At 72.5% G+C, this 24642-nt stretch carries 18 protein-coding genes; 6 read left to right on the forward strand and 12 right to left on the reverse strand.

From position 1 onward, the window contains the following. Positions 1-14: 14 nt before the first annotated feature. The 3 genes from VGZ32_RS19640 to VGZ32_RS19650 all read right to left on the reverse strand — a co-directional run bounded on the left by VGZ32_RS19640 (position 15) and on the right by VGZ32_RS19650 (position 7286). The gene (locus tag VGZ32_RS19640) at positions 15-5555 is read right to left on the reverse strand and encodes a non-ribosomal peptide synthetase (RefSeq protein WP_326887554.1); all 5541 of its coding nucleotides are present in this window, start codon (positions 5553-5555) and stop codon (positions 15-17) included. Positions 5556-5634: 79 nt separating this feature from the next. Then, positions 5635-6900, reverse strand: coding sequence for an ATP-grasp domain-containing protein (locus VGZ32_RS19645; protein WP_326887555.1), 1266 nt, complete (start codon positions 6898-6900; stop codon positions 5635-5637). Between the two features lie 74 nt (positions 6901-6974). Next, positions 6975-7286: a phosphopantetheine-binding protein gene (locus VGZ32_RS19650; RefSeq protein WP_326887556.1), complete on the reverse strand. Its 312-nt coding sequence runs from the start codon at positions 7284-7286 to the stop codon at positions 6975-6977. Positions 7287-7505: 219 nt separating this feature from the next. On the opposite strand from VGZ32_RS19650, the gene VGZ32_RS19655 reads away from it, so the two are divergent. Beyond that, on the forward strand, positions 7506-8792 hold the full coding sequence (locus tag VGZ32_RS19655) for an AMP-binding protein (protein WP_326887557.1): 1287 nt from the start codon (positions 7506-7508) through the stop codon (positions 8790-8792). A gap of 57 nt (positions 8793-8849) precedes the next feature. On the opposite strand, the gene VGZ32_RS19660 is transcribed toward VGZ32_RS19655, so the two are convergent. Next, the gene (locus VGZ32_RS19660) at positions 8850-9572 is read right to left on the reverse strand and encodes an MOSC domain-containing protein (RefSeq protein ID WP_414642568.1); all 723 of its coding nucleotides are present in this window, start codon (positions 9570-9572) and stop codon (positions 8850-8852) included. Positions 9573-9685: 113 nt separating this feature from the next. Next, positions 9686-10957, reverse strand: coding sequence for a glycosyltransferase (locus tag VGZ32_RS19665; RefSeq protein ID WP_326887559.1), 1272 nt, complete (start codon positions 10955-10957; stop codon positions 9686-9688). A 505-nt stretch (positions 10958-11462) separates the two neighbouring features. Here VGZ32_RS19665 and VGZ32_RS19670 point away from each other — a divergent pair. Beyond that, a complete protein-coding gene (locus tag VGZ32_RS19670; RefSeq protein ID WP_326887560.1) occupies positions 11463-12512 on the forward strand; it encodes a 2,3-butanediol dehydrogenase in 1050 nt (349 codons plus the stop codon). A 131-nt stretch (positions 12513-12643) separates the two neighbouring features. On the opposite strand, the gene VGZ32_RS19675 is transcribed toward VGZ32_RS19670, so the two are convergent. Continuing rightward, positions 12644-13495 carry an isocitrate lyase/phosphoenolpyruvate mutase family protein gene (locus VGZ32_RS19675; protein ID WP_326887561.1) on the reverse strand — a complete coding sequence of 284 codons (852 nt, stop codon included), beginning with the start codon at positions 13493-13495 and terminating at the stop codon, positions 12644-12646. A gap of 180 nt (positions 13496-13675) precedes the next feature. Between VGZ32_RS19675 and VGZ32_RS19680 the strand changes: the two genes are divergently transcribed. Both VGZ32_RS19680 and VGZ32_RS19685 read left to right on the forward strand, forming a co-directional pair. Then, positions 13676-15211 (forward strand): AlkA N-terminal domain-containing protein, encoded by a 1536-nt coding sequence (locus tag VGZ32_RS19680; RefSeq protein ID WP_326887562.1) that lies wholly within the window; start codon positions 13676-13678, stop codon positions 15209-15211. 210 nt (positions 15212-15421) lie between these two features. Then, on the forward strand, positions 15422-16096 hold the full coding sequence (locus VGZ32_RS19685) for a TetR/AcrR family transcriptional regulator (RefSeq protein ID WP_326887563.1): 675 nt from the start codon (positions 15422-15424) through the stop codon (positions 16094-16096). A gap of 55 nt (positions 16097-16151) precedes the next feature. Here the strand turns inward: VGZ32_RS19685 and VGZ32_RS19690 are convergent, their stop codons facing one another. The 6 genes from VGZ32_RS19690 to VGZ32_RS19715 all read right to left on the reverse strand — a co-directional run bounded on the left by VGZ32_RS19690 (position 16152) and on the right by VGZ32_RS19715 (position 23162). Next, on the reverse strand, positions 16152-17576 hold the full coding sequence (locus VGZ32_RS19690; protein ID WP_326887564.1) for an AI-2E family transporter: 1425 nt from the start codon (positions 17574-17576) through the stop codon (positions 16152-16154). Between the two features lie 434 nt (positions 17577-18010). Beyond that, positions 18011-18475, reverse strand: coding sequence for a hypothetical protein (locus tag VGZ32_RS19695; RefSeq protein WP_326887566.1), 465 nt, complete (start codon positions 18473-18475; stop codon positions 18011-18013). A 112-nt stretch (positions 18476-18587) separates the two neighbouring features. Continuing rightward, positions 18588-19178 carry a TetR family transcriptional regulator gene (locus VGZ32_RS19700; RefSeq protein ID WP_326887567.1) on the reverse strand — a complete coding sequence of 197 codons (591 nt, stop codon included), beginning with the start codon at positions 19176-19178 and terminating at the stop codon, positions 18588-18590. A gap of 27 nt (positions 19179-19205) precedes the next feature. Continuing rightward, positions 19206-20204 carry an aldo/keto reductase gene (locus VGZ32_RS19705; RefSeq protein ID WP_326887569.1) on the reverse strand — a complete coding sequence of 333 codons (999 nt, stop codon included), beginning with the start codon at positions 20202-20204 and terminating at the stop codon, positions 19206-19208. Positions 20205-20472: 268 nt separating this feature from the next. After that, positions 20473-21231, reverse strand: a complete 759-nt coding sequence (locus VGZ32_RS19710; RefSeq protein ID WP_326887570.1) for a response regulator transcription factor — start codon at positions 21229-21231, stop codon at positions 20473-20475. Between the two features lie 131 nt (positions 21232-21362). After that, positions 21363-23162 (reverse strand): sensor histidine kinase, encoded by a 1800-nt coding sequence (locus VGZ32_RS19715; RefSeq protein WP_326887571.1) that lies wholly within the window; start codon positions 23160-23162, stop codon positions 21363-21365. A 326-nt stretch (positions 23163-23488) separates the two neighbouring features. Between VGZ32_RS19715 and VGZ32_RS19720 the strand changes: the two genes are divergently transcribed. Together VGZ32_RS19720 and crcB are read left to right on the forward strand one after the other, a co-directional pair. Next, positions 23489-24028, forward strand: coding sequence for a CrcB family protein (locus VGZ32_RS19720; protein ID WP_326887572.1), 540 nt, complete (start codon positions 23489-23491; stop codon positions 24026-24028). Continuing rightward, positions 24025-24396 carry a fluoride efflux transporter CrcB gene (gene crcB, locus VGZ32_RS19725; protein WP_326887573.1) on the forward strand — a complete coding sequence of 124 codons (372 nt, stop codon included), beginning with the start codon at positions 24025-24027 and terminating at the stop codon, positions 24394-24396. The genes VGZ32_RS19720 and crcB overlap by 4 nt, the downstream gene beginning before the upstream one ends. Positions 24397-24642 lie beyond the last annotated feature (246 nt).

The raw sequence follows: 24642 nt of genomic DNA on the forward strand, positions 1-24642 counted from the left end.
GTTCTATCGGTACGTCAGCGAGCTGCGTCGGTCCGCGGACCCAGGCCCAGGTGGGGCAGCAACAGGTCGGCCAGCGCCTGCACGTTCGGCGGCTCGACGATGCTGTAGTGGTCGCCCGGTATCACGTGCCGCGCGGTGCGCCCGCCGACGAACTCCGGCCATCCGAGGGTGCGGTCCGCCGCCGACTTGGTCTCGCACGCGATGGACAGCAGGTCGCCCGGATAGCCGCCGGGCTCCGGCCGGTACCCGGCCGCCGCCCGCATGTTCGCCCGGAAGACCAGGTAGAGGGCGTGCACGTGCGGGATCCAGTCCGCCGCGCGGTCGCCGCGCCGCCGGGCCAGTTCACCCGCGACCAGCTCGGCGACGCCGTCCGGTCCCGCGCCCGCCAGGTCCTCGGCGGTCAGCTCCAGCGGGCCGCGCGGCTCGGTGCGGCCCACCTCCGCCGCGAACAGCACCCCGAGCAGGTCCTCGCTGGCCAGGGTCCTGCCGCCGGGCGCCGCTGAGTCGATGACGCCCAGCAGCTCCACCTTCCGGCCCTGCCGGGTCAGCCGGGCGGCCATCTCGTAGGCGACCAGCCCGCCGAACGACCAGCCCACCAGCCGGTACGGCTCCGCCAGGCCGCGCGCGTCCATCGCGGCCAGGTACGCCTCCGCGAGTTCGGGCACTGACTCGAGCGGCGTGGCCTCCCCGGACAACCCGGGTGCCATCAGGCCGTGAACTGCCGCCGTCCCGCCGAGGAGCCGCGCCAGGTGCGTGTACCCGCGCGGGCTGCCAGTGACCGGGTGCACCAGCACCAGTTCCGGCGCGTCCGTCGCGCCGGCGGCGAGCAGGAGCAGGGGGTCCTCAGCCGCTACCGCCACCGAGGCGGCACCGGCGGTCTGCCGCTCCTCGGCGGCAACTGGCGCCGACTGCTGCGGCGGTCCGTCGACCACGCGCCGCACCGCCTCCTGCCACGCCTCGGCCAACCCCCGCACCGTCTCCGGGCGGATCAGGTCGCTGCGATACGTCCAGGTCGCCGTCATCTCGTCGTCGACCGCGGCGACCGCCAGGCTCAGCGGGTACTCGTGGTGCGCGGCGATCAGCCGGTCGCCGTCGTCCGGCAGCGGCAGCTGGCGGACCAGCGGCGGGCGCCCGTCCCCGGACCGCGTCGCGGTGGGGGAGTCGAACCGGCCCAGGTAGTTGAAGCTGAGCTGCGCCGGCGCGGCCGCCTCCAGCGTGCGGGAGACCGTGTCGTCGCGCAGGTGCCGGATCACCCCGTAACCGATCCCGGTCTCGGGCACGGCCTCCGCCCGCTCGCGCACCGCCCGCACCCGCTCGTCAGGGCTCTGCTGCGGGTCGACGTTCAGGTGCAGCGGGTAGACCGCGGTGAACCAGCCGACGGTCCGGGACAGATCCAGGTCGTCGGCGATCTCGGTGCGGCCGTGCGAGTCCAGGTCCACCTTCAGTTCAGCGGCGCCGGTCCAGCCGGACACAGCTTCGGCGAACGCCGCCAGCAGCACGTCGCGCGCCCCGAATCCCTTGGCGGCGGGGATGCCGTGAAGCAGGGCGTCGGCCATGTGCCGATCGATCGCGCAGGTGAGAGCGTCGACGCGAGCTCCGCCGTCCCCGGCCGCAGTTTCCAAGGGGAGCGGCGGGACGGGCGCCGCCTGCTTGGTCCAGAACACTGCTTCGGACCGCAGCCGCGGCGAGCGCGCGTAGTCGGCGACCGTCGCGGCCCACTTGGGGTACGAGGTCGTCTTCCCCGGAAGCTCCGGAGTGCGGCCCGCGAGCAGCGCCTCCAGCGCCGACTCCAGGTCCTCCGCGAGCACCCGCCAGGAGACGCCGTCCACCACCAAGTGGTGCGCGACCAGCAGCAGGACCGGCCCGGCCGCGCCGCCGCGCCGGCACACCGCCGCGCGCAGCAGACCGCCGCCGAGATCCACCTCCTGCCGCAGCTGCGCCGCCAGCTCGCCCAGCCGGGACGAAAGCTGACCGTCCGTCACCTCCGTGAGGTCCGCCTCGCGTACCGGCACCTCCCGGCCGGGCGGGGCGATCTCCTGCCGCCACGAGCGCCCGGCGCGGGTGAACCCGGCGCGCAGCATGTCGTGGTGGTCGGCGAGCGAGTTCACCGCGGCGCGCACGTGCTCCGTCGTGGCGGCCGGATCCAGCTCGAACGCCTGCTCCTGGGTGTAGCCGGACAGGTCGTCCAGCCGCTGGTCGAACCACCGGTGCTGGATCGGCGTCAGCGGCGCCTCACCCGAGACCGCCTCGCCCGAGACCACGGACGCTGCCTCCGGCTTCGCCCCGTCACCCAGGCTCGCGGCCAGTTCCGCGACCGTCTGGTGCTTGAACAGTTCCCGCACGGTGAACTCCAGCCCGACCCGCCGGGCCCGGGAGACCACCTGGATGCTCAGCAGCGAGTCGCCGCCGACGTCGAAGAAGTTGTCGTGCACCCCGACGTCGGCCACACCCAGCACCGCGCACCAGATCGCGGCCAGCCGCCGCTCGGCGTCGGTGCGCGGCGGGGCCTTGACCGCCGCGCCGGTGCGCCACTCCGGCTCCGGCAGCGCTCCACGGTCCAGCTTCCCGTTGGACAGCCTCGGGAAATCGTCCATCACGACCACCGCGGCCGGCACGAGGTAATCCGGGACGCGGGCGCGCAGAAACTCGCGCACCGACTCCTGAGTCACCGTCACGCCCGCGCCGCGCCGCGCATAGGCGACCAGCCGCACGGCGTTCGCCCCGGACCCGCCGGTGCGTACCAGTACGGCGGCCTCGTCCACCCCCGGGCAGCCCGACAGCACCGCCTCGACCTCGCCCGGCTCGATCCGCAGGCCCCTGATCTTCACCTGGGCGTCGATGCGGCCGAGGAACTCCAGCTGCCCGTCGTGCCGCCACCGGGCCAGGTCGCCGGTGCGGTAGAGCCGCCCGCCGGGCGTGCGGGAGAACGGGTCCGGCACGAACGCCTGCGCCGTCTTCACCGGGTCGCCCAGGTAGCCGCGGGCCAGCGGCACCCCGGCGATGTGCAGATGCCCGGGCACCCGCGCCGGCACCGGCTCCATCTTCTCGTCGAGCAGGTAGATGCTGCAGTTCGGCATCGGGCCGCCCAGCGGCACCCGCTCCTCCTCGCTCTCGCCGCTCGACAGCCACGCGGTGACCGCGATCGCCGCCTCCGTCGGGCCGTACAAGTGCAGCAGGTCCGCGCCCAGCAGCCGGAAGAACTCGTTGTGCGTCTTGACCGGCAGCGCCTCCGCGCCGCACATCACCAGGCGCAGGCTCCGGCACTGCGCCACCCCCGGCTCGGCCAGGAACGCCTGCAGCATCGACGGCACGAAGTGGGTGACCGTGATCCCCTCGTCCCGGATCAGGTCCCGAAGATACGCCGGGTCCCGGTGCCCGTCGGGGTGCGCCAGCACCAGCCGCGCGCCCGCCAGCAGCGGCCAGAACAGCTCCTTGACCGACACGTCGAAGGTGAACGCGGTCTTGTGCAGCAGCCGGTCCGCCGCATCAAGCGGCCAGTCCCGCTGCATCCACAGCAGGTTGTTGCAGATCGCGCCGTGCCCGACGACGACGCCCTTGGGCCGCCCGGTCGAACCCGACGTGTAGATGACGTACGCGGCGTTGTCCGGCAGCACCGGGACTTCCGGGTCGGTGTCGGGCAGGTCGCCGTCCGCAGGGTTCGCGCCATCGCGCCCCACCGTCAGCAGCGGTACCTCCCCGGACAGCCCGTCGAGCAGCTCGGCGAACTGCCCCTGCGCCACGATCGCGGCCACCTGCGCGTCCTCGATCAGGTAGCCCAGCCGCTCCCGCGGATACGTCGGGTCAAGAGGCAGATACGCGCCGCCCGCCTTCAAAACTCCCAGCGTGCCGACGATCATCGCTAGCGAGCGCTCGGCGCAGACCCCGACGATGTCGTCCGTCTTGACGCCCGCCGCGATCAGCCGCCGCGCCACCCGGTTCGCGAGCACATCCAACTGCTGATACGTCAGCGTCTCGTCCGCGAACTGCACCGCGACCGCGTCCGGCGTCGCCCGCACCTGCTGCCCGATCAGGTGGTGCAGGCAGGACAGCGGCCCCTCCAGCACGCCACCCGAGTCGCTCCACTCCCGGGTCAGGCGGCGCCGCTCCGGCGCCTCCAGCATCGGGATGCCGCTGATCGGCTCCTGGGCCCGGTCGGCCATCGCGCCGAGGACCGTGCCGAGGTGGCGGGCCATCGCCGCCATCGTCTCCGGGTCGAACAGGTCCGCGTTGTACGCGAGCGCGGCCGAGCCCGGGCCGTCCGAGCCGGCCTGGAACCGCAGCGTCAGGTCGAACTTCGCCGAGGCGTCGGTGTCGGAGTCGTTCGCCAGGCGCACCCGCAGCCCCGGGAACTCCGGCTCGGCCGAGTCGCCGCCGAGGAACGAGAACAGCACCTGGATCAGCGGCGTGTAGCTCAGATCCCGGGTCGGCGCGATCTCGTCCACCAGCCGCTCGAACGGCACCGCCTGGTGCTCCAGGGCGCTGAGCGACGCGTCCCCGACCCGGTCGAGCAACTGCTCGACCGTCGGGTCGCCGCGCAGATCCGCCCGCAGAACCAATGTATTGACGAAGAAGCCGATCAACCGGTCAAGCTCCGGCACCGCCCGGTTCGCCGACGGCACCCCCACCAGGAAGTCGTCCCGCCCGGTGTACCGGGACAGCACGACCTGGAACGCCGCCAGCACCGCGCTGAACATGGTCACCCCGTGCGCCCGGCTCAGCACGCGCACCCGGCCGACCACGTCCGCCGGCACTTCGAACTCGTACAAGCCCGCCCGGAACGTGCGCTCCGCCGGACGCGGCCGGTCCGTCGGCAGCTGCAGCACCGGGTCCACCCCGGCCAGCTGCGCCCGCCAGTAGTCCATCGACTCCTCGAGCGCAGAACCCTGCTCCGCCCGCTGCCAGACCGCGTAGTCGCCGTACTGGATCGGCGGCGCCGGCAGCCTGGCCTCGACACCCGAGACCCGCGCCCCGTACAGCGCCCCCAGCTCGTCGAAGAAGACCGAGCGGGACTTCGCGTCGAACACGATGTGGTGCAGGCACAGCAGCAGCAGATGCTTGTCGTCCTCGATCCGGATCAGCTCGGCGCGCAGCATCGGACCCTGAGCCAGGTCGAACGGCGTCCGGGTGACCCGCTCCACCGCCCGCGCCACGACCGCGTCCGCGTCCTGCGTCCCGCGCACGTCGAGCACCGGCACCGGCAGCCCGGACCAGGGCAGCACGAACGCGCGCGGCCCGTCGCCGTTCTCCCGGAACACCGTGCGCAGCACCTCGTGCCGCCGCACGATCTGCCCCAGCGCCCAGGTCATGGCCGCGGTGTCCAGCGCGCCCCCGAGTTCGAGCACGAACGGCACGTGGTAGGTGTCGGTGTCCGGTTCGAGCTGGGCGAGGAACCAAAGGCGGTCCTGCGCGTGAGACAGCGGCAGGTCACCGCCGCCGCCGCGCGGCCCGATCACCTGCCGCGCGGCGGGCAGGGTGAACCCGCCGCCGGGCATCTCGATCAGGGCCGTCGTCGCCTCGGCCGACGGCGCCCCGACGCTCCGGCTGAGTTGATCCATGCGCTTACTCCTGTTCCTCGACGGCGCGCGGCTGTGGCCGCCCGCCCCCCTTATGTCAGATCCCTGCCAGTGCGCCGCGTCAGTCCTCGTCGAACTCGGCCCAGTCCAGCGACGCGACCCGGCCGACCAGCGCCGCCAGCTCGTCGTGCGAGGCCGCGACACCCGCGACCGCGGCGACCGACCCGGGGTCGGTGCCCAGCCGCCAGTCCACCCGCTCGCCGGGCCGCTTGAGCACCGTCACCCGCTCGACGCCGTCCAGCTTCCGCAGCTTGGCCAGCCCCGACAGCGCGCGCACCCGCGTCGCGGCGACCGGCGAGGCGGCGACGTAGTTGTACGCGATGCGCTGTGCCTTAACCACCGGTACCGCAGGCAAGCCGAGCACCTGGCTCAGCACCGCCTCCGCCAGACGCCCGATCCCGCTGCGCACCGCCAGGTCGTCCACCCAGCCGCCGAGCCGCCCGTTGACCTCGATCACCCGCGGACCGTTCGGGGTCAGCTTCATCTCCACGTCCGCCGCGCCGTGCCGGATGTTCAGCGCCTGCACGGCCCGCACCGCCAGCTTCTCGACCTGCGCCAACTCGGCGGCGGGCAGCACCGGCGGTCCGTAACCGCCGCGTTCCCGGAAGGGCTCGGCCGGCGCGAACTTGCCCGTAGCGAAGATGGGCTCGACGACCCCGTCGCGGGATAGCGTGTCCACCGCGACGTAGTCGCCCCACGGGCTCGGCGTCTCGCGCCCGACGAACGCTTCTTCGACCACGACCTGCGCCTCGCGGGCGCCGCCCTCGTGGTCGTCCAACAGTTCCGCGATGATGCGGTGGAACTCCTCGGCCGTGTGCACCAGTACCGTGCTGCGGCTCCCGACGCCCAGATCCGGCTTGACGATCGCGGGCAGGCCGACCCGCGCCAGCGCCTCGTCCGCCTGGTCGGCCCGCTCGACGCGCACGCACCGCACCTCGTCGATCCCCGCGTCGCGCAGCCGTTCCCGCTGCGCCGCCTTCGTGGTGATCGCCGGGATGTCGGCGACATCCTGATACGGCAGGCCGAGGGCGGCCGCCAGCTCGGCCGTCGCGCCGACACGCGACTCGGCGAAGGTCACGATGCCGGCCGGCCGCAGCGGGGCGACCAACGCCGCGGCCTCGCGCGCATCCGCGTCCTGCGGCACGTCCACGACCGCGCCGCACATCTCCAGCAGCGGCCGTATCTGCTCCACGTGCGCCGAAAAGGGCCGGGAGCACACGAAGACCAGGGAACAGCCGAGCCGCCCGGCGGCCTCGGCCAGCCGGGTCGGCGGGGTGCTCCCCACGTCGTAGACGACCAGCACCGTCGGCTTGTCGGGGTTGTCCACGGCACCTCCTCCCACCGCGCGGCGCCGCACGGCACGGCGCGCGTCAGTACGCGAACTCGGCCGGGCGGCGGGCGTCAGGACCCGCATCTGCCCTCCAGCCGCAGCGCGTCGATCCGCGCGGCGAGCCCCGCCACCGTCGGCGCCTCGAACACCGCCTTCACGGTGATCCGCACGCCGAACACCGCGGTCGACCGCGCCGCGGTCTCCACCGCGAGCAGCGAGTGGCCGCCCAGGTCGAAGAAGTTGTCGGAAAGCTCGATCGCGTCGTCCAGGCCCAGCACCGCGCCCCAGATCTGCGCCAGCGCCCGCTCGGTCTCCGTGGCCGGGGCCCGCGTCCCGTCCGCGCCGCCCGGAGACTCGGCCACCAGGGCTTGACGGTCACTCATCGACTCACGTCCCTCGCGTCGGCGGCATGCATGTCAGCATCAACAGAACCGCCTGACCGGCCGCCGCCACATCCGTAAATCGCCGTATGGCCGCCCCCGGGCGACGCCGTATCCGGGCCGTACCGCACCCCCGCCGGACACCGCCGACCGGCGGCCGCGCCGGATAATCGGCGGCGGAGCGCGACCCGGTGCGTCCGGCGCGCGGGAAGGGCGTTCCCAGTGAACGATCGACACGCGGGCAACGGCGCCCACCCCACCCCCCTCGACCTGTTCGACGAGGCTGCCGCGGACCTGTCCGACCAAGCTCGCGCCCGCCCCACCCCCGTGGACCTGTTCGACCAGGCCGGCGCCCACTCCACCCTCCTGGACCTGTCCGACCAGGCCGCCGGCCGCCGAACCCTCCTGAATCTGTTCGACCAAGCCGCCGCGGCGCGGTGCGACGCCGTCGCCGTCGAATACGCCGGGGCCACGACGAGCTACGCCCAGCTCGCCGCCGCCTCCCGGAGAGTCGCCGACCGGCTCGCGCGGCTCGGCGTCGGACCGGGCGACCGCGTCGCTGTGCAACTGGAGCCGGGAGTCGACCTGATAGCCGCGCTGCTGGCAGTTCTGCGCCGCGGGGCCGCCTATGTCCCCCTCGACGCGCAGAGCCCACCCTCCCGTAACCGCCTCATTCTCGACGACGCAGCCCCCCGCGCCGTCATCGGCGACGTCCAAACCGGGCCTCACCGGACGGCCGCGGTGCTCAGCCGCACTGACCTCAGCACCCTGATCGAAGCGGGCGGGCCAGAAGCAAACGGAACCGAGCCCGCTCCCGTGGCAGCACCTCTCGCCTCGACCTTCGACGCGGCTCCGCCTATCAACCCGCCCTTTGACGCGGCCCCGCATCTCGCCCCGACCCCCTACGTGGCAGCACCTCTCGCCCCGACCTCCGATGACGTGTGCTACGTGATCTACACCTCGGGCGCAACCGGCCGCCCCAAAGGCATCCCGATCAAGCACCGCAATGTCACAGCCCTCTTCGACGCGACCGGTTCACTGTTCGACTTCACCCCCGACGACGCCTGGCTGCTCTACCACTCGGCCGCAGTCGCCCTCTCGGCCTGGGAGCTGTGGGGCGCGCTGATCCACGGCGCCCGGCTAGTCATCGCCGACCCGTGGACGAAGCTGTCCCCGGACGCCTGCGCCGACCTCGTCCTCGCCTCCGGCGTCACCGTCCTGAACCAGACTCCCACTGCGTTCGAAACGCTCGGCCCCGCGATCATCGACCGGGTACGCCAGGGCGCCCGCATCGCCGTGCGCTACGTCGTGTTCGGCGGCGAACCACCGGCGCCCGCCTCGCTCGGCCCGTGGGCGGACACGTTTGGCTTCGAATACATCGCCGTGATCACCATGCACGGACTGGCCGAGGCCACCGAGCACGCCACCTACCACCGCGTCACCGCGGCCGACCTGTCCGGCGGCACCTGCGCCCCGCTGCCCGGTTTTACCGCCTCCGTGAACCTGTAGGACGACCAGTCATCTTGAGCGGCGCGTGCATGGCTTGGACCGCTCCGACGCCGCCACTTAGGCGGCGGCGCCCGCGTCGTCCTCGCCCGCTTCGTCCGCGGCGCCCGCTCCGGGATCCTCCTTGTCAGCGTCATCCGGCTCAGGCGACCTCAATCTCCGGAGCGCGTACTCCCGCAGGTTGTCCACCTCAAGCAGCCGACTGAGCAGCCCTGACTCGGTCGTCATTGCCTTGAAGGCGACCCGGACGCTCACCCCGTGATCCGGCCGCTCGACCACCTCGATCCGGTCGCCGGCCCGCACCGGACCCGCCTCCAGAACCGCCATGTACGCCCCCGGTGAGGCGGCGCCGGTGAACCTCTTGACCCAACCCTGCTCGCCCAGCCAGCCGGCGAACGTGCGGCAGGGCACCCGCGGCTCGGTGATCCGCAGCAGCGCCGACGGCCCGACCCGCCAGGTCTCCCCGATCAGCGCGTGCGAGACGTCCAGGTGCCGGGTGGTCAGGTTCTCTCCGAACACCCCGTCGGTCAGCTCACGACCCAGGGCCGCGGACCACAGGTCGAGATCCTCCCTGGCGTAGGCGTACACCGCCTTGTCGGCGCCCCCGTGGAACCGGTGGTCGCAGATCACGTCGCCCTCGAGGGCGCTGCCGACCTCCGGCGGCCGCACGAACACGGGCCCTGCGACCGGGCGCTTGTCGATCCCGGTCACGCCCACGTCGCTGTGCGCGGTCTCGCGGGCCGCACCGATGTTGACGGACAGCACTATCGCCATACAGTCCATCTTCCTTTCCGGCGCCGGGCCCGAAACAGCCGCGGCGCCGTGCCCGCATCCGACCGGGCACGGCACTGTTCGATCGGTGGCTGTCTGACGGTCGCCGGACGCGGCGCCGCACGCTACGCGGCCGCCGGTTCAGGCTTCGCGTCGGCGTCCGCGTGCGTGAACACCTCTACCCGAGAGCCGATCCGCCGCGCCTCCTTCAGCACCTCGGCGCCCCACTGCTGCCACAGCCCGGCCAGCCGCGAGGTGATGATCACGGTGTCAACACACTGGTCGGGCAGCGTGGTGCGCATACCGACCTGGTGGTGGGCGGTGTGACCGCCGGACCGGGCGGCCTGGTCGAGCAAACTCCGGTCGAAGTCCGCGAGCACCGCGGGCGGCAGCCCGTCCGGGAGCGTGCCGCCGCAGCCGAAGACGGCGATCCGGTCTCCCAGCTCCGCCCGCAGGATCGCCCGCCCGATCTGCGCGGACACGTCGGCCAGCCCGCGCGCCTCGCGCGTCCACGCCTCCAACTCCAGATACCGCTCGCCCCACCGCATGTACTCGTAGTGCTCTGACACCATGATCCCGAGCTCGATCGCCGGCTCGGGGAACTTGCGCAGCAGATAGGCGAGGTTCTCCACGAACGTCGACCACTGCGCCAGCATGTCCCGCTCATGCGGCCACTCGATGATCCAGGCCTCCGGCAGGTAACGCAGCGGGACGCCCGTCCGGTGAAGCCGCAGCGCGAACTCCTGGTCCTCGATGCCCCACTTCGCGAAAGCCTCGTCGAACCCGCCGGCCGCCCAGAAGTCCTCCGCCCGCAGCGAACAGTTGATCGTGTAGAAATGCCGCCACGGCAGCGGCACCCGCTGCAGGTCGAAGCCGTACTTCGCCAGCTCCACATGGCGGATGTCGGTCAGCGCCGGATTCTCTCCGAACCGATCAAGCACTCTCTGCGGCGAGATCAGGCTCAGCGCCTCCGCCAGCACCGGGCCGGGCGGGAACTCCGGGTTGTAACCCCAGGCGTAACCGGCCACCGCCTGACGCGCCGCCGGGTCGGCGTGCGCGGCCAGGTGGCGCCTCACGAAATCAGGGCCCATCATCGCGCCCGCGTCGACGAACAACAGCAGCGGCGCCTTCGCCAGCCTCGCCCCGCAGTTGCGGGCGAGGCTGACCCGCATGCCCAGGTCCTCCTGGTAGTGGTACGTCAACCGCAGACGGCCGGCGAACGAGTCCACCATCGTCCGGGTGCCGTCGCTCGAGCCGTCGTCGGCGACGATCACCTCGAACTCGGCCGTCGGGACATCCTGTCGGGCCAGCTGGTTCAGCATCTTGCGGACCAGCTCGCGGCGGTTGTACGTGGGAATGATCACCGAGATGCTCGGCGTGCCCGCGCTCTCGCGCATCGGGGTGCGTCCCTCCTGGACAAGGCGCGTGAGTCCCGGCCGGTGGCAGGGCGCCCGCGCGGATGGGTGGAACGTCGCGTTGCCCCCAAGGAGGCGGCTGGCCGCACCGGCGATCATCCGCACCTGTCGGACACCGCCGCGCCGGACGGCCGTACATGGAGAGGCCACAACTCGGCGTGCACTCCCGGCGTCTCGCGGCGGCGTCCCCGAACGCACCGCCGCGACCGGAATCCTCGCTGCGCGCCGCAGACATTGTCTGAGGATGCAACATGCGCGCGGGTTGAGCGCCGCATGCGCCACGCATGCGCCACGTTTCACAATCGGCCCACAACGCGAACAGTGTCAGACGCACGTCGCCGCAAGTGCTTCGCGCAAGGCTCGCTAAAGGCTGCGAACTAACCGTGAGCTCCGCACGTGTTCTCCATACCAAAGCGCAAATCCGGCTCCACCGTGCCGCCCGGACGCGGCCCGCGTCCGGCTTCCCCGACCCCCGCGAGGAATGATCATGCGCGCACTCTGTCTCCATGGCGCTAGAGACCTCCGGCTCGACGAGATCCCCGAGCCCCAACTGCGCCCCGGAACCGTCAAGATCAAGGTCGAATGGTCCGGGATCTGCGGTTCCGACCTGCACAACTACGCCGATGGCCAGGTCCCGCCCGGGTTCGTGCACCCCCTGGTGGGCGAGAAGGGCCCGCACGTCCAAGGCCACGAGTTCGCCGGACGCGTCGTCGAATGCGCGCCCGGCGTCGAAGGCTTCCCCGAAGGCGCCGTCGTCGCCGTCGAACCGCTCATCTCCTGTGGGACCTGCGCCCAGTGCCAGCGCGGACACTACAACCTCTGCGCCGACTTCGGCTTCATCGGCCTGATGGGCGGCGGCGGAGGGATGTCCGAGTACGTCGTCGTCCCGGCCGAACGCGTCCACCGCATGCCCGACGGCATCGGCACCGACACCGCGGCCCTCGTCGAACCCCTGGCAGTGGCCTGGCACGCACTGCGCCGCGCCAACCTGCGCAAGGGCGACAGCGTCGTGATCATCGGCGGCGGCCCGATCGGCCTGTGCCTGTTGCTCGCCGCCAAGGCGTGGGGCGCCGGCTTCACCGCGGTCAGCGAAGTACGCGCGGCCCGGCGCAAGGCCGCCCTCGACTTCGGCGCGGACCTGGTGATCGACCCCACCGAGCGCAACGTGGTCGAAGCAGTGCGCGAACACGTGCCCGGCGGCGTCGCAGCCTCCTTCGAAGCCTCCGGCATCGGCACCGCGGCGATCGGTCCGCTGCTGGGCGTGCTGGCCAAGGGCGGCACCGCGGTGAACGTCGCCCAGGGCCGCGCGGCCGAGTTCCACCAGAGCATGCTGATGGTGACCGAGATCAACCTCACCGGCAGCCTGGCCTACAACGGCCCCGACTTCCCCGAGGTGATCGCGGCCGTCGCCGACGGACGCCTGCGCCCCGACGCCCTGATCACCGCCCGCATCCCTCTCGAGGACGCCCAGCAGAACGGATACGAGGAACTGCTCAACGGCGACGGGTCGCACATGAAGATCCTGATCCACCCGTAACAGCCCGCGGTGGGCGCCGCACGGGGACGGCGCCCGCTCGTGGCTGCTCTTCGGCGCTGACCGCGGCTTCGGGGCGGCTGTAATTGCCGCCGCCCCGGCCGACGTCGAAGAATCCGGTCGGCCCAGCCGCGTCAGCCGCCCAGCAGCGAATTCAGCTCGCCGTAAGTCGCGTGGTCCGCGATCTGCGTGTACGTGCCCTGAGTGAACGCCTCCCGTGCCGCCCGCCGCACCAGTCCGTACGCCGCCTGTGCGATCGACGAGCCCAGACTCACCCGGGCCACACCCAGCCGCGCCAGTTCCGCGATCGCCGGCGACCCGGGACCCGCCAGCACGTTCAACGGCGCGTCGATCGCCTCGACCAGAGCCGCCACCGTCTCCAGATCCGTCGTCCCCGGCACGAACACCCCGGACGCCCCCGCGTTCAGGAACGCCGTCGCCCGCTGGATCGTCGCGGCCAGCCGGTCCTCAGGCGCGCCCACACCGCGCAGGAACGTGTCGATCCGGGCATTGATGTAGAGCGGCACGCCCGCCTCCTCGGCCGCCCGCCGGGCCGCCGCGATCCGCTCGACCTGCTCGGCCAGCGGCACCGGTGTCGCGCCGGCCGCCGGATAGGCGGTGTCCTCCAGGTTCACCCCGACCGCGCCCGCGCCCAGCACCGCGCGGATCGTCTCGGCCACCCCCTCTGGCTTGTCCGCGAACCCGTTCTCGACGTCCGCGGTCACCGGGACCGCCACGGCCGCCGCCACCCGGGCGACCAGGCCGACCGCCTGCTCCCGGGTGATCCGGTCGCCGTCCGGGGCGCCGAGGCTCCACGCGGCGCCGGCGCTCGTGGTCGCCACCGCCGCCGCGCCCGCATCCTCCACCACCCGCGCGCTGGCCACGTCCCACGCGTTCGCGAGTACCACCGGGGTGCCCGGCACGTGCAGGGCGTGGAACCGCTGAGCCTTCTCGATGAGCCTGCTCTTGTCTTCGATCGTCGTCATGCCACCAGTCCACCAGAACCCTCCGACGATCACGAGCCCCGATCCGACGAGAACGCCGCCCGACGCCAACGCCCGCGCCACAGTCCGGGTGACCTCGTCCCCGCGCCTACCCGCCGCCGCCCAACCGCCGTGTCGGATTCCCGCTGGACTCGGGCCGTGTCCCCAGGTGACCGTGGAGGGGTGTACCGAGACTTCGAGCGTTGCGTGCGCGCCGTGCAGTCCAAGGACTCCCGGTTCGACGGCTGGTTCTTCACCGCCGTGCTGTCCACCGGGATCTACTGCCGCCCCGGCTGCCCCGCCCGCCCCCCGAAGCCGGAGCACATGCGCTTCTACCCGAGCGCCGCGGCGGCTCAGCAGGCCGGATTCCGGGCGTGCAAGCGGTGCCGCCCCGACGCCAGCCCGGGCTCCCCGGAGTGGAACCACCGCGCCGACCTCGTCGCGCGCGCCATGCGCCTGATCGCCGACGGCGTCGTGGACCGCGAAGGCGTGCCTGGCCTCGCCTCCCGCCTCGGCTACAGCACCCGCCAGATCGAGCGCCAACTGGGCGCCGAACTCGGCGCCGGACCGCTCGCCCTCGCCCGCGCCCAGCGCGCCCAGACCGCGCGGCTGCTGATCGAGACCAGCACCCTGCCGATGTCCGACGTCGCCTTCGCGGCCGGATTCGCCAGCATCCGCGCCTTCAACGAGACCGTCCGCGAGGTGTTCGCCCTCTCACCGACCGATCTGCGCACCCGCGCCGCCCGCCGCGCCACCCCAGCCCCACCGAACACCCCAGACGCGGCGAGCATCGCGACGGCGGCAAGCGCCGCCGCCCCCGCACCCGCCGGCACGCTCACCTTCCGCCTGCCGTTCCGCGCCCCGCTGTGCCCCGAAAACCTCTTCGGCCACCTCGCCGCGACGGCCGTCCCCGGCGTCGAAGAATGGCGCGACGGCGCCTACCGCCGCACCCTGCGCCTTCCCCACGGCAGCGGCATCGTCGCGCTGAGGCCGATGCCCGACCACATCTCCTGCCGCCTTTCCCTCAGCGACTTCCGCGACCTGGCCCACGCGATCAACCGCTGCCGCCGGATGCTCGACCTCGACGCCGACCCGGTCGCCGTCGACGACCTGCTGCGCGCCGACCCCGTCCTCGCCCCGCTGGTCGCAAAGAACCCCGGCCGCCGGGTGCCGCGCACCGCCGACCCCGACGAATTCGCCGTCCGCGCCGTCCTCGGCCAGCAGGTCTCCACGGCCGCCGCGCGCACCCACGCCGCCCGCCTCGTCGCCGCACACGGCGAACCCGTCGACGACCCGGCCGGCGGCCTGACCCACCTGTTCCCCTCCCCGCAGGCCCTGGCCGCCCTCGACCCCGAGACGCTCGCCTTCCCCCGCTCCCGCCGCACCACGCTCACCGGCCTGATCGACGCCCTGGTCCGCGGAACGGTCGACCTCGGCATCGGCGGCGACTGGGAACGGGCCCGGGCACGCCTCGCCGAGCTGCCCGGATTCGGACCCTGGACGGTCGAGGTGATTGCGATGCGCGCCCTCGGCGATCCCGACGCCTTCATCCCCACCGACCTGGGTGTGCGCACCGCCGCACGCGAACTCGGCCTGCCCGCCACGCCGGCGGCACTCACCGCGGCGTCCGCGCGATGGCGCCCTTGGCGTTCATACGCCGTTCAGTATCTGTGGGCGACGGGCGACCACCCGATCAACCGCCTGCCCTCAACCCGCTGAACGCGCGGCGCGAATCAGACCACTTCATCAGGTCGCGCGCGCCGCCATACCGTGCACCGTCACCGCATAAGCGAGGAAACAGCCCACTTAATCACTGCCGCCGCAGGCTGCGCGGCGGCACGCGAATGCCTTCCTTTACAGACAAGGCGATCATGTCCGGCCTGTTCACTATTCTATTCAATACCCACGGCCTGACGAAGGATCCGCCACATGCCACAGCACCCGCGCAGTGACCGAGGCGGAGCCGCGACCAGAACCAGGATCCTGGAAGCAGCCGAGCGGGTGGTGCGCGAGCGCGGCCTCGCCCGCGCCACCACCAAGGAGATCGCCCGCGCCGCCGGCTGCTCCGAGGCAGCCCTCTACAAGCACTACAAGGACAAGGCCGACCTGGTGATCGCCATGATCATGACGATCGTCAGCCGCCCCGGCGCCCTGTGCCGGCATCTGGCCGAGCTGCCCGCCCGCGCGGAGACGCAGAGCCTCGAGGAGATGGTCACCGGCCTGGCGCGGTGCGCGATCGGCGACTACACCCAGGCCATGGGGGTGTGCAGCGCGATGTTCGCCGAACCGGAGCTGCTCGACCAGTACCGCAGGCGGCTGATCGAGCTCGGCGTCGGCCCCCGGATCCCGCTGCGGGAGTTCGCCGACTTCCTGCGCGCCGAGCAGGCCGCCGGACGCGTCAACCGAAACGCCGACCCGGACGCCGCGTCCGCCCTCCTGCTCGGCGCCTGCTTCTACCGCGCGTTCCTCGACTCGCTGCTGGGGGACGGGGCTGAAGATGTCCCGGAATTCATCCGGACCACGGTCGGCGGCCTGCTACCCATGCTCGCCCCGGCCCCGCAGCCGTCCGTGCTGCCCGCCGGGCAACGCTGCGCCACGGCCTGACACACCATCCGTCGCCGCCCCGCTACCGACCCCGCTGTCACCGCGAACGCTACGGTCATCCGGCGTCGGCGATCGCGTCCGCATCCGGGTCCGCTTCCGGCGTCTCATCCGGCCCGCCCCCACCCGCGTCCGGCGGCGCCCGCAACTCCCTGACCACCGCCCAGCCGATCGACACCACCGGCACCGCCACCACCGCGCCCAGCAGCCCGGCCGCGATGCTCCCCGCGATGACCGACACCGCCACCACCACCGGATGCAGCCGCACCGCCCAGCCCATCACCAGCGGCTGCAGCACGTGCCCCTCGATCTGACCGATCACCACGATCAGGATCAGCACCACCGCCGCGATCGCCACCCCGCGCCCGGCCAGCGCCACCACCGTCGCCACGGCCATCGCGATCGGGGATCCGATCAGCGGGATGAAGCTGGCGAGGAACTCCAGCACGGTCAGCGGCAGCGCGAGCGGCACCCCGAGGAAGTACAGCGAGATCCCCACCATCACCGCGTTCGCGCCCGCGACGATGATCACGCCCCGGGCGTACCCCGCGAACGTGTTCCACGCCGCGCTGCCCGCCCGGTGCCAGGTGGGCCGCGCACCCTCGGGCAGCTGCTGCTGGAACCAGCGCCACATGCGGTCGCCGGAATGGGTGAAGAACAACGAGCAGAACACCGCCAGCGCCAGGACCGTCAGGATCTCCACGGCGCGGGTCGCCCCGCTCAGCGCCTGGCTTATCAACGCGGAGCGGTGGGACTCGAGGAACGAGGTGATCTTCCCCTGCAGCCCGGTCGCGGTCGCGTGGCTGACGTGGAACGGCGGCCCCTGCAGCCACCGCTCGATCCGGGCCAGGCCGCCGCCGAACTCGCTGGCCAGCCGGCTGGACTCGCCCGCGACCGAATTGCCCACCACGTAGAACAGCCCGGCGATCAGCGCGATCGCCCCCAGTATCGTCACCAGCACGCTCAAGCTGCGCGGCAGGTAGCGGGACAGCGCGTTGACCGGGGGCCGCAGCAGTGAGGTGAACACCAGCCCCAGGAACACCGCGATGCACACCAGCTCGAACCGCAGCAGCACGAGGTACGCGACGTAGATCGCCGCGCACACGATCAGCACGCGCCACGCATACGCCGCCGCGACCTGCAAGCTGTACGGCACCCGCGGCGGGCCCAGGGCCCCCGGGGGACGCTCGGCCGCGACCCGCACCGTGCGCGTCCCGGCTACCGAACTCCCCGTGCTCGCGCCGACCGCGCCCGAGCGCGGCCGGGTCCGCCCGGCCACCCGCGGCCCCGCACCGTTGCCGCCCGCGGCGGCGCCACCCTTGCCCTGCGGACTCCTGGCCTCGGGGACCGTGTTCTCGACGCCCTCGACCGCGCCGTCGCGCCCGCCGTCGGCAGCGTCGCCCGGCGCACCGGACGCGCCGCGCCCGGCCCTCGCGAGGCGCGGCAGCCTGCGCCGCCACGACTCGAGCGGTCCGCCGTTCACGTGGACACCGCCACTTCCCGCATCGTGAGTCCGTGCGAACACCGGGCCGGAACGGGTTCCGGTGAACCGACACCCTCTAACCGGCCGCGCACTTGATCAAACGGACACGCCGGGCGGCCCGCGTTCGATTCAACCGGCATGCGACTCATCACGCGTCATTCAACACTGTGTCGGAACAACACTGTGCCGGAATTCACCGGTGGCGTCCGATTCAACCGGGCGGACCCAACCTGGTGTCCCGCGCCTGGACAACGTTCCCGTGCGCGGTCGCGTTCCCCGACACGACGTCCGCCGTGTCCTGACGGACCCATCGTAGAGGCACCATCGCCGTCGGTAGCGGGTCGCAGTGAAGCGGCGCGCCTGATTCCTCCGCCGCCGGGTCGGCCAGCCGGACGAACCGGCTGGCCGACCCGGTCGACGTCAAAGAACGCGGATCAGCCGACGCCGGGTCCGGGGAACGCCTCTGCCGCGACCAGCCCGTCCCGCACAGCCTCCCGCTGCACCGCGTTCACCGTCCGCCCGTGCAGGTCTGAGATCCGCCGCCACGTGAAGCCCTGCCCGACTTCGTCCGACAGCTGGGTGCGCTCGTCCTCGGACCACCGGGTATGCGAGTTCGGATACTGCTTGCGCCGCGCCTTGAGCCAGTCGCCGAACGTCGGCCGGTCCACGAACCACGTCAGCGCCCGGAAATAGCGCCGGTCCAGCCGGAACACCACCTCGTCCGAACAGAGGAACACCAGGTGCTCGTCGTCCACGGCCACCCGGTCCGCGCGCAGCACCAACTCACCCTCGGTCAACGCGATCCCGCGCGGCCCGCGCGGATCCTGAGGCGCCGTCAACCGCACCCGCACCCAGCCCGCGGTCATCGCACGCCCGTCGTCGAAGCCCCTGTCGGCCATGGAGCAACCCTCCCCGAGTTGTTCGCCGTCATACCGACACCTACCCGCGCAGCATTCGAACAAACGTTTCCTGCGCTCGAAAAACCGGCTCTGGCCTGGACAATCGCTTGATTCAGCGGGCCGCGAGACCCTGCAGAACCAGCCGCCACACCGGGTCGAAGGCGGCTGTGTCATTCCACTGCGCGTCCTCCCACTGCGCCGCGAACGCCGGATGGTGGAACCTCGTCGTGGCGTCCAGCACGGCCGCGGCTGTGACCTCGGCGTCTTCGGCCGCGAACTCCCCGCTCGCCATGCCGTCCGCCACGATCGCCGCGATCATCCGGGTCATGTGCGCGAGATGCGCCACGACCACCCCGCGCGCCTCCTGCGACAGCTGCGCGTAGGCCGCGAACAGATCCGGGTCCTCACGCGCTCGCTGACGCTTCTGCCCGATCAGCGTGAGCAGCCACCGCCGCAGCCGATCGCCCGCCGGACCGTCCTCCCGCGCCACCGCCTCGAGCGGCGGATTCATCCGCTCCAGCCACCGCTGCAGCACCGCGTCCCGCAGCTGTGCCTTCGACGCGAAATGCCGGTACACCGTGCCATGGCTGACCCCGAGCGCCCGCGCGACGTCCACGACCGTCGTCTTGGCCGGGCCGAAGCGGCGGAGCGTATCCTCCGCCGCGTCGAGCACCCGGTCCCGCGTCAGCGGTTCCGCCGCCATCAGACCCCTGTCAACTCGTGCGCCCGGCTACGCCCGCTCGCTGTCGAGCGACCTCATCTGCTCGGCAGCGTACCGATCCCCGCTCGCCGCCCCGGCGGGAACGGCGGCCTCGATCCGCGCCAGGTCCGCCGGCGTCAGCTCCACGTCCACGGCTCCCAGCGCCTCCGCCAGCCGCTCCCGGGTGCGCGCCCCGACCAGCGGCACGATCAACTCGTCCCGCGCCGCCACCCACGCGATCGCCAGCTGCGCCACGCTCACGCCCTTCTCCCGCGCCACCTTTCGCAGCGCCTCCACCAACGCCAGGTTCCGGTCCAGGTTCTCACCCTGGAACCGCGGCGCGCTGCCGCGGAAGTCGCCCGGCCCGGTCGACCGCGCCGGAGTCCAGTGGCCCGACAGCAGCCCGCGCGACAAAACCCCGTACGCCGTGATCCCGATGCCCAGCTCACGCACGGTCGGCAGGATATGCGCCTCGACACCCCGGCTGAACAGCGAGTACTCGATCTGCAGATCCACGATCGGGTGCACCGCGCGCGCCCGCCGGATCGTGTCCGCGCCCACCTCGGACAACCCGACGTGCCGCACGTACCCCGCCTCGACCATCTCCTTGATCGCGCCGACCGTCTCCTCGATCGGCACCGCGGGGTCGAGCCGCGCCGGCCGGTAGATGTCCACGTAGTCGGTGCCCAGGCGGCGCAGCGAGTACGCCAGCGCGGTCTTGACCGCCGCGGGCCGCGCGTCGTAGCCGACAAAGGCGCCGTCCGGACCGCGCTGGGCGCCGAACTTCACACTGATCAGGAACTCGTCCCGGCGCCGCCCGCGCAGCGCCTCGCCCAACAGCATCTCGTTGTCGCCCATGCCGTAGAAGTCGCCGGTGTCCAGCAGCGTCACCCCGGCGTCAAGCGCGGCGTGGACAGTGGCGATCGACTCGGCCCGGTCGGCGTGACCGTACATCCCCGACATGCCCATGCAGCCGAGGCCGATGACGGCGGTCTCCGGACCGGTGCTTCCCAGCCTGCGCAGCTTCATCGCGTCTCCTCCGCTCGGCGGCACGCCCCTGCGCGCCTGCCGCGGAGTCTACGGGTATCGAATGACAGATTTCAATATTTGTCAGTCGAAGACCCGGCGGATGGGGGAGCGGATTGGAACGGTGCCGCGGCGGACTGCTCTCGCGGGCCGTGTTGGCTGGAAGCGCGGATCGGTAGGTGCGGCAGCGCGCGTCACGCGGACCTCGCGCCGCAGCAGTAGTGGTCCCCGGACTACACGGGCGGATCGGTAGGTGCTGCGGCAGCGCGCGTCACGCGGACCGGTAGCGGTGCTCCGGCCTCCCCGTCGCGCCGTACCGCAGATCCAGCCGCGCGACCCCCTGCTTCACCAGCAACGCCAGATACCGCTGCGCCGTCGGCCGCGACACTCCCGTCAACTGTGCCACCTCCGCCGCCGACAGGTCCCGCCGCGCCTCCATCAGCACCGACTGCACCAGCGCGAACGTCGGCGCCGAGTGCCCCTTCGGCAGCGACTCCGGCCCCGGCTGCGCCTCCGCCGTCGGCGCCGCCCCCGGCCGCGCCGCGCCGAACAGCGCGTCTACCTCCACCTGGTCCGCCTCGGCGTCCCGCTCGAACGACTCGACCCGCTCCCGCAGATCCCGATACGCCGCCAGCCGCTGCGCGAACACCGGGAACCCGAACGGCTTGACCAGGTATCCGACCGCACCCAGCTTCATCGCCCCGCGCACCGAGCCGATGTCCCGCGCCGCCGTGATCACCAGGACGTCCGGCGGATCCTGCGCCGCCAGCAGATCCCGCACCACGTCCAGCCCGTTGCCGTCCGGCAGGTACTGGTCCATCAGCACCAGGTCCGGTTTCAGGCCGGCGGCCATCCGCAGCGCGTCCGCCGCCGTGTGCGCCTGCCCCACCACCTCGAAACCCTCGATCCGGCGCGTATACGCCGCATGGATCCCGTTCACTCGGAAATCGTCGTCGACCACCAGCACCCGGATCGGCTCGCGGGGTGTCCCTTCGCCGTCGCCGAGCCGGTCCTCGTCGTGCCCGGTCATTGCGTCCACACCGTCGCCGCCCTCGTCACTCCCACAGCCACCGTCACAGCCACTGTCACCGCCACAGCCGCCGTCACCGCGGTGATCACAGCCGTCACCGCCCGTTGCTCCCGCCATCATCCCGCCCCCGGTCACGCCGGCACCTCCCCGAGCACCCGTGGCGGCACCGTGAACAGCGGACCGTCCGGCAGCGGCCGCGGATCCGGAATCGGGAACGTCACCTCGAACACCGCCCCCGGCCCGCGCGACACCGAGATCGTCCCGCGGTTGCGCTGCACCAGCCGGTGCACCAGCGCCAGCCCCAGCCCGCGCCGCGCGGTACCCCGGTCCGGGCTGGTCGAGTATCCGTCCTCGAAGATCGGCGCGCCCTCCGGCACCCCGGCACCGTTGTCCGCCACCCGCACCGTCAACCGGTCCGCGTCCTGCACGATCGCCAGCGAGACCCGGCCGCCCTCCACCCCCGCGGCCGCCTCGATCGCGTTGTCCAGCAGATTCCCCACGATCGTCAACAGCCTGCGCAGATGCGGCGCCTCCTCGCCCAGCCGGGTGTCCGGCGACACCGCCAGCTCCACCCCCCGCTCGGCCGCCACCGTCGCCTTCGCCACCACCAGCCCCACCAGCAGCGGATCCCCGATCCGGGCCCGCAGCGACTCGGCCAGCGCCGGCCCCGCCCCCGCCGTCTCGACCGCGTACTCCAACGCCGCGTCCTGGTCGCCCAACTCGAGCAGACCGGCCAGCGTGTGCATCCGGTTGGAGAACTCGTGCTGCTGCGCCCGCAACGCGTCGGTCAGCCCGCGCATCGTGTCCAGCTCCCGCAGCAGCCCCACCAACTCCGTCCTGTCCCGCACCGTCACCACCGCACCGAGCGCACGCCCTTCGAGAACCACGGGCATCCGGTTCACCGAAAGGCAGTGCTCGTCCGTGAGCACCGTGATGTCCGGGCCGCTGACCGTGCCGTCGAGCGCGTCGCGCAGCCGCCCCTCCGGCACCAGCACAGGCAGCGGCTCGCCGAGCGCGGTGCCGAGCCCCAGCAGCCGCCGCGCTTCGTCGTTGACCACCGTGACCCGCTCCTGCGGGTCGAACGCGACCACGCCCTCCCGCACCCCGTGCAGCATCGCCTCCCGCTCCTGCAACAGCCCCGCGATCTCCTCCAGCTCCAACCCGAACGTCGACCGCTTCAGCCGCCGCGCCAACGCGAACGACGCCGCGACACCGACGCCCAGCGCGATCGCCGCATACAGCGCGAACACCGGCAGCTCACGCCACAGCTGCGACCAGATGTCCCGGTCCGGGATGCCCACGGACACCTCGCCGACCAGATTCCCGGCCGGCCCGTACAGCGGCGCGAACCCGTTCGCCGACCGCCCCGTCGACCCGTTGTCGATCCTCGTGTACCCCTTGCCGTCGAGCACGAAGATCGGCTCGGACACCTTCTGGCCGATGAGCGACGGGATCGGATGCGAGTGCCGGACCTTGTCCATGTCGATCACCACGATGTACGAGGCGTCCGTGGCCCTGCGGATCCGCTCCGCGACGCTCTGCACCACGCCGTGGTCCTGGCCGTTCGCCATCACTGTGCGAATCTCCGGCTCCGCCGCCACCGTCGCCGCGATGTCCAGCGCCCGCTGCTCGTTCTGCATGTCCAGCTGGCTGCGCTGGGCGAACGCGAACAGCACGAACCCGATCACGCTCGTCACCAGCAGGATCGCCAGCTGCAACGCCAGGATCCGGGACGAGAGCCGGTGCGTGCGCCGCCGGGCGCGGGGAGTGCGCCTGCGCAGCATGCGCCGCGCTGCGCGCGGATCCCCTCCGCGCGGCCCCGACCCCGACGCTCCCTGGGCACCCCCGGCCGAACCCGGGCCCTCCGCCGCCGTTCCACCGATCCCCGGTGCCGCCGCAGGAGCCGTCACCGTCCCGACCTCGCCTTCCACCGCGCCCGGCCTCCTCGCCCGACGCGACCACACTGCTGAATGCCCCCAGTCTCAGCCGCCCGTCCAGCCGCGCAAAGCCCCGACGGCGGATCGTTATCTGATGAAAACGAGCACAAGCCGAGCAAAACCAGCAGAACCCGCGAGCCGATCGCCAGCCCGGTCCGGTACCTCGTCCGCTCCACTAGCCAGGCTTCGCGGTCCGTCGGTTAGACTGTCGGTTCCGGCGGAGGGGCTCGCCGTCAACCGCCGCACGTCGCGGCCAACGGTCCCTACTCGATGCAGTCCCCGCCTCCCCAGGAGCGGGCGAGTAGGAGGAGAACACCGCGATGACCTCTGAGACCGAGGCGATCGACGCCGACGGCACACAACTCGCGGACGCCGCCCCCGCGACGTCCGCGCCCCACCTGGCACCGCAGCCCGCAGCCAAGCCCAGAACCGGCGTACAGCCGACGGTGCTGGCCGCCATCGCCGCCGGAGGATTCGCCGGCGGCCTCATCCGCTACGAGCTGGGCCTGGCCTTCCCCACCGCACCCGGCGCCTTCCCCGCCACCACGTTCGCCGTCAACGTGTCCGGCTCGTTCGCGCTCGCGCTGCTGCTCGTCTTCGTCCTCGAGATCTGGCCGCCGACCCGCTACGTCCGGCCGCTGCTCGCCGTCGGATTCTGCGGCGCCTACACGACCTTCTCGACCTGGATGGTCGACGCCGACCGTCTCTTCGCCGCCCACCACTACGCCACCGCTGCCTGGTACCTGCTCGGCTCCCTGGCCACCGGGCTCGCCGCCACCAGCCTCGGACTCACCGTCGGCCGCGCCGTACTCGCCCGCCGACGCCGCACCCCCGTCCCCGACCCGAGGACGGCTCCTTGATCACCGCGGTCGCCGTCGGCGCCGCCGCCGCGCTCGGCGCGATCGCCCGCTACCTGCTCGACCAGACGGTCACCCGCCGCCTGCGCACCGTGTTCCCGCTCGGCACCTGGCTGATCAACATCACCGGGTCCTTCGTCCTCGGGCTGATCGCCGGAACCGCCGCGCACCACGGCCTCTCGCCGCGGGTCGTCGCCATCGTCGGCACCGGCGTGTGCGGCGGCTACACGACGTTCTCCACCTTCAGCCACGACACCATCCGCCTCATGGAGGACGGCTCTGGGCTCACCGCCCTCGGAAACGCCGTCGGCAGCATTGCCTCCGGACTGGCCGCCGCCGCACTCGGCCTCGGCCTCGCGCTGGTGCTCTAGACCGGGCCGAAAACACTCGGCGCACTGCGGCGAAAAGATCAGGGCCCCACGGCACGCGCCGCAGGGCCCTGAGAAAATGGCGAGCTACCGCCCGCCGCGATCCGAAGAACGCGGACCGCTGCCGCGCCGGTCGTCCCGGCCGTAACGGTCGCTGTGCCCGGGGCGGTCGTTGTTGCGGTCGAACCCGCCGCGCCGGTCGTCCCGGTTGAACCGGCCGCCGTCACGCTGCCCGGGGCGGTCACTGCT

It is taken from the genome of Actinocrinis sp., assembly GCF_035938995.1.
Classification (GTDB): Bacteria; Actinomycetota; Actinomycetes; order Streptomycetales; family Catenulisporaceae; genus DASZGI01.

What these genes read in the sequence shown, in the direction of transcription:
- VGZ32_RS19640 (WP_326887554.1), bottom strand. Translation starts at nt 5,555, where the DNA reads ATGGATCAACTCAGCCGGAGCGTCGGGGCGCCGTCGGCCGAGGCGACG.
- VGZ32_RS19650 (WP_326887556.1), bottom strand. Translation starts at nt 7,286, where the DNA reads ATGAGTGACCGTCAAGCCCTGGTGGCCGAGTCTCCGGGCGGCGCGGAC.
- VGZ32_RS19660 (WP_414642568.1), bottom strand. Translation starts at nt 9,572, where the DNA reads ATGGACTGTATGGCGATAGTGCTGTCCGTCAACATCGGTGCGGCCCGC.
- VGZ32_RS19665 (WP_326887559.1), bottom strand. Translation starts at nt 10,957, where the DNA reads ATGCGCGAGAGCGCGGGCACGCCGAGCATCTCGGTGATCATTCCCACG.
- VGZ32_RS19670 (WP_326887560.1), top strand. Translation starts at nt 11,463, where the DNA reads ATGCGCGCACTCTGTCTCCATGGCGCTAGAGACCTCCGGCTCGACGAG.
- VGZ32_RS19675 (WP_326887561.1), bottom strand. Translation starts at nt 13,495, where the DNA reads ATGACGACGATCGAAGACAAGAGCAGGCTCATCGAGAAGGCTCAGCGG.
- VGZ32_RS19685 (WP_326887563.1), top strand. Translation starts at nt 15,422, where the DNA reads ATGCCACAGCACCCGCGCAGTGACCGAGGCGGAGCCGCGACCAGAACC.
- VGZ32_RS19695 (WP_326887566.1), bottom strand. Translation starts at nt 18,475, where the DNA reads ATGGCCGACAGGGGCTTCGACGACGGGCGTGCGATGACCGCGGGCTGG.
- VGZ32_RS19700 (WP_326887567.1), bottom strand. Translation starts at nt 19,178, where the DNA reads ATGGCGGCGGAACCGCTGACGCGGGACCGGGTGCTCGACGCGGCGGAG.
- VGZ32_RS19705 (WP_326887569.1), bottom strand. Translation starts at nt 20,204, where the DNA reads ATGAAGCTGCGCAGGCTGGGAAGCACCGGTCCGGAGACCGCCGTCATC.
- VGZ32_RS19710 (WP_326887570.1), bottom strand. Translation starts at nt 21,231, where the DNA reads ATGACCGGGCACGACGAGGACCGGCTCGGCGACGGCGAAGGGACACCC.
- VGZ32_RS19720 (WP_326887572.1), top strand. Translation starts at nt 23,489, where the DNA reads ATGACCTCTGAGACCGAGGCGATCGACGCCGACGGCACACAACTCGCG.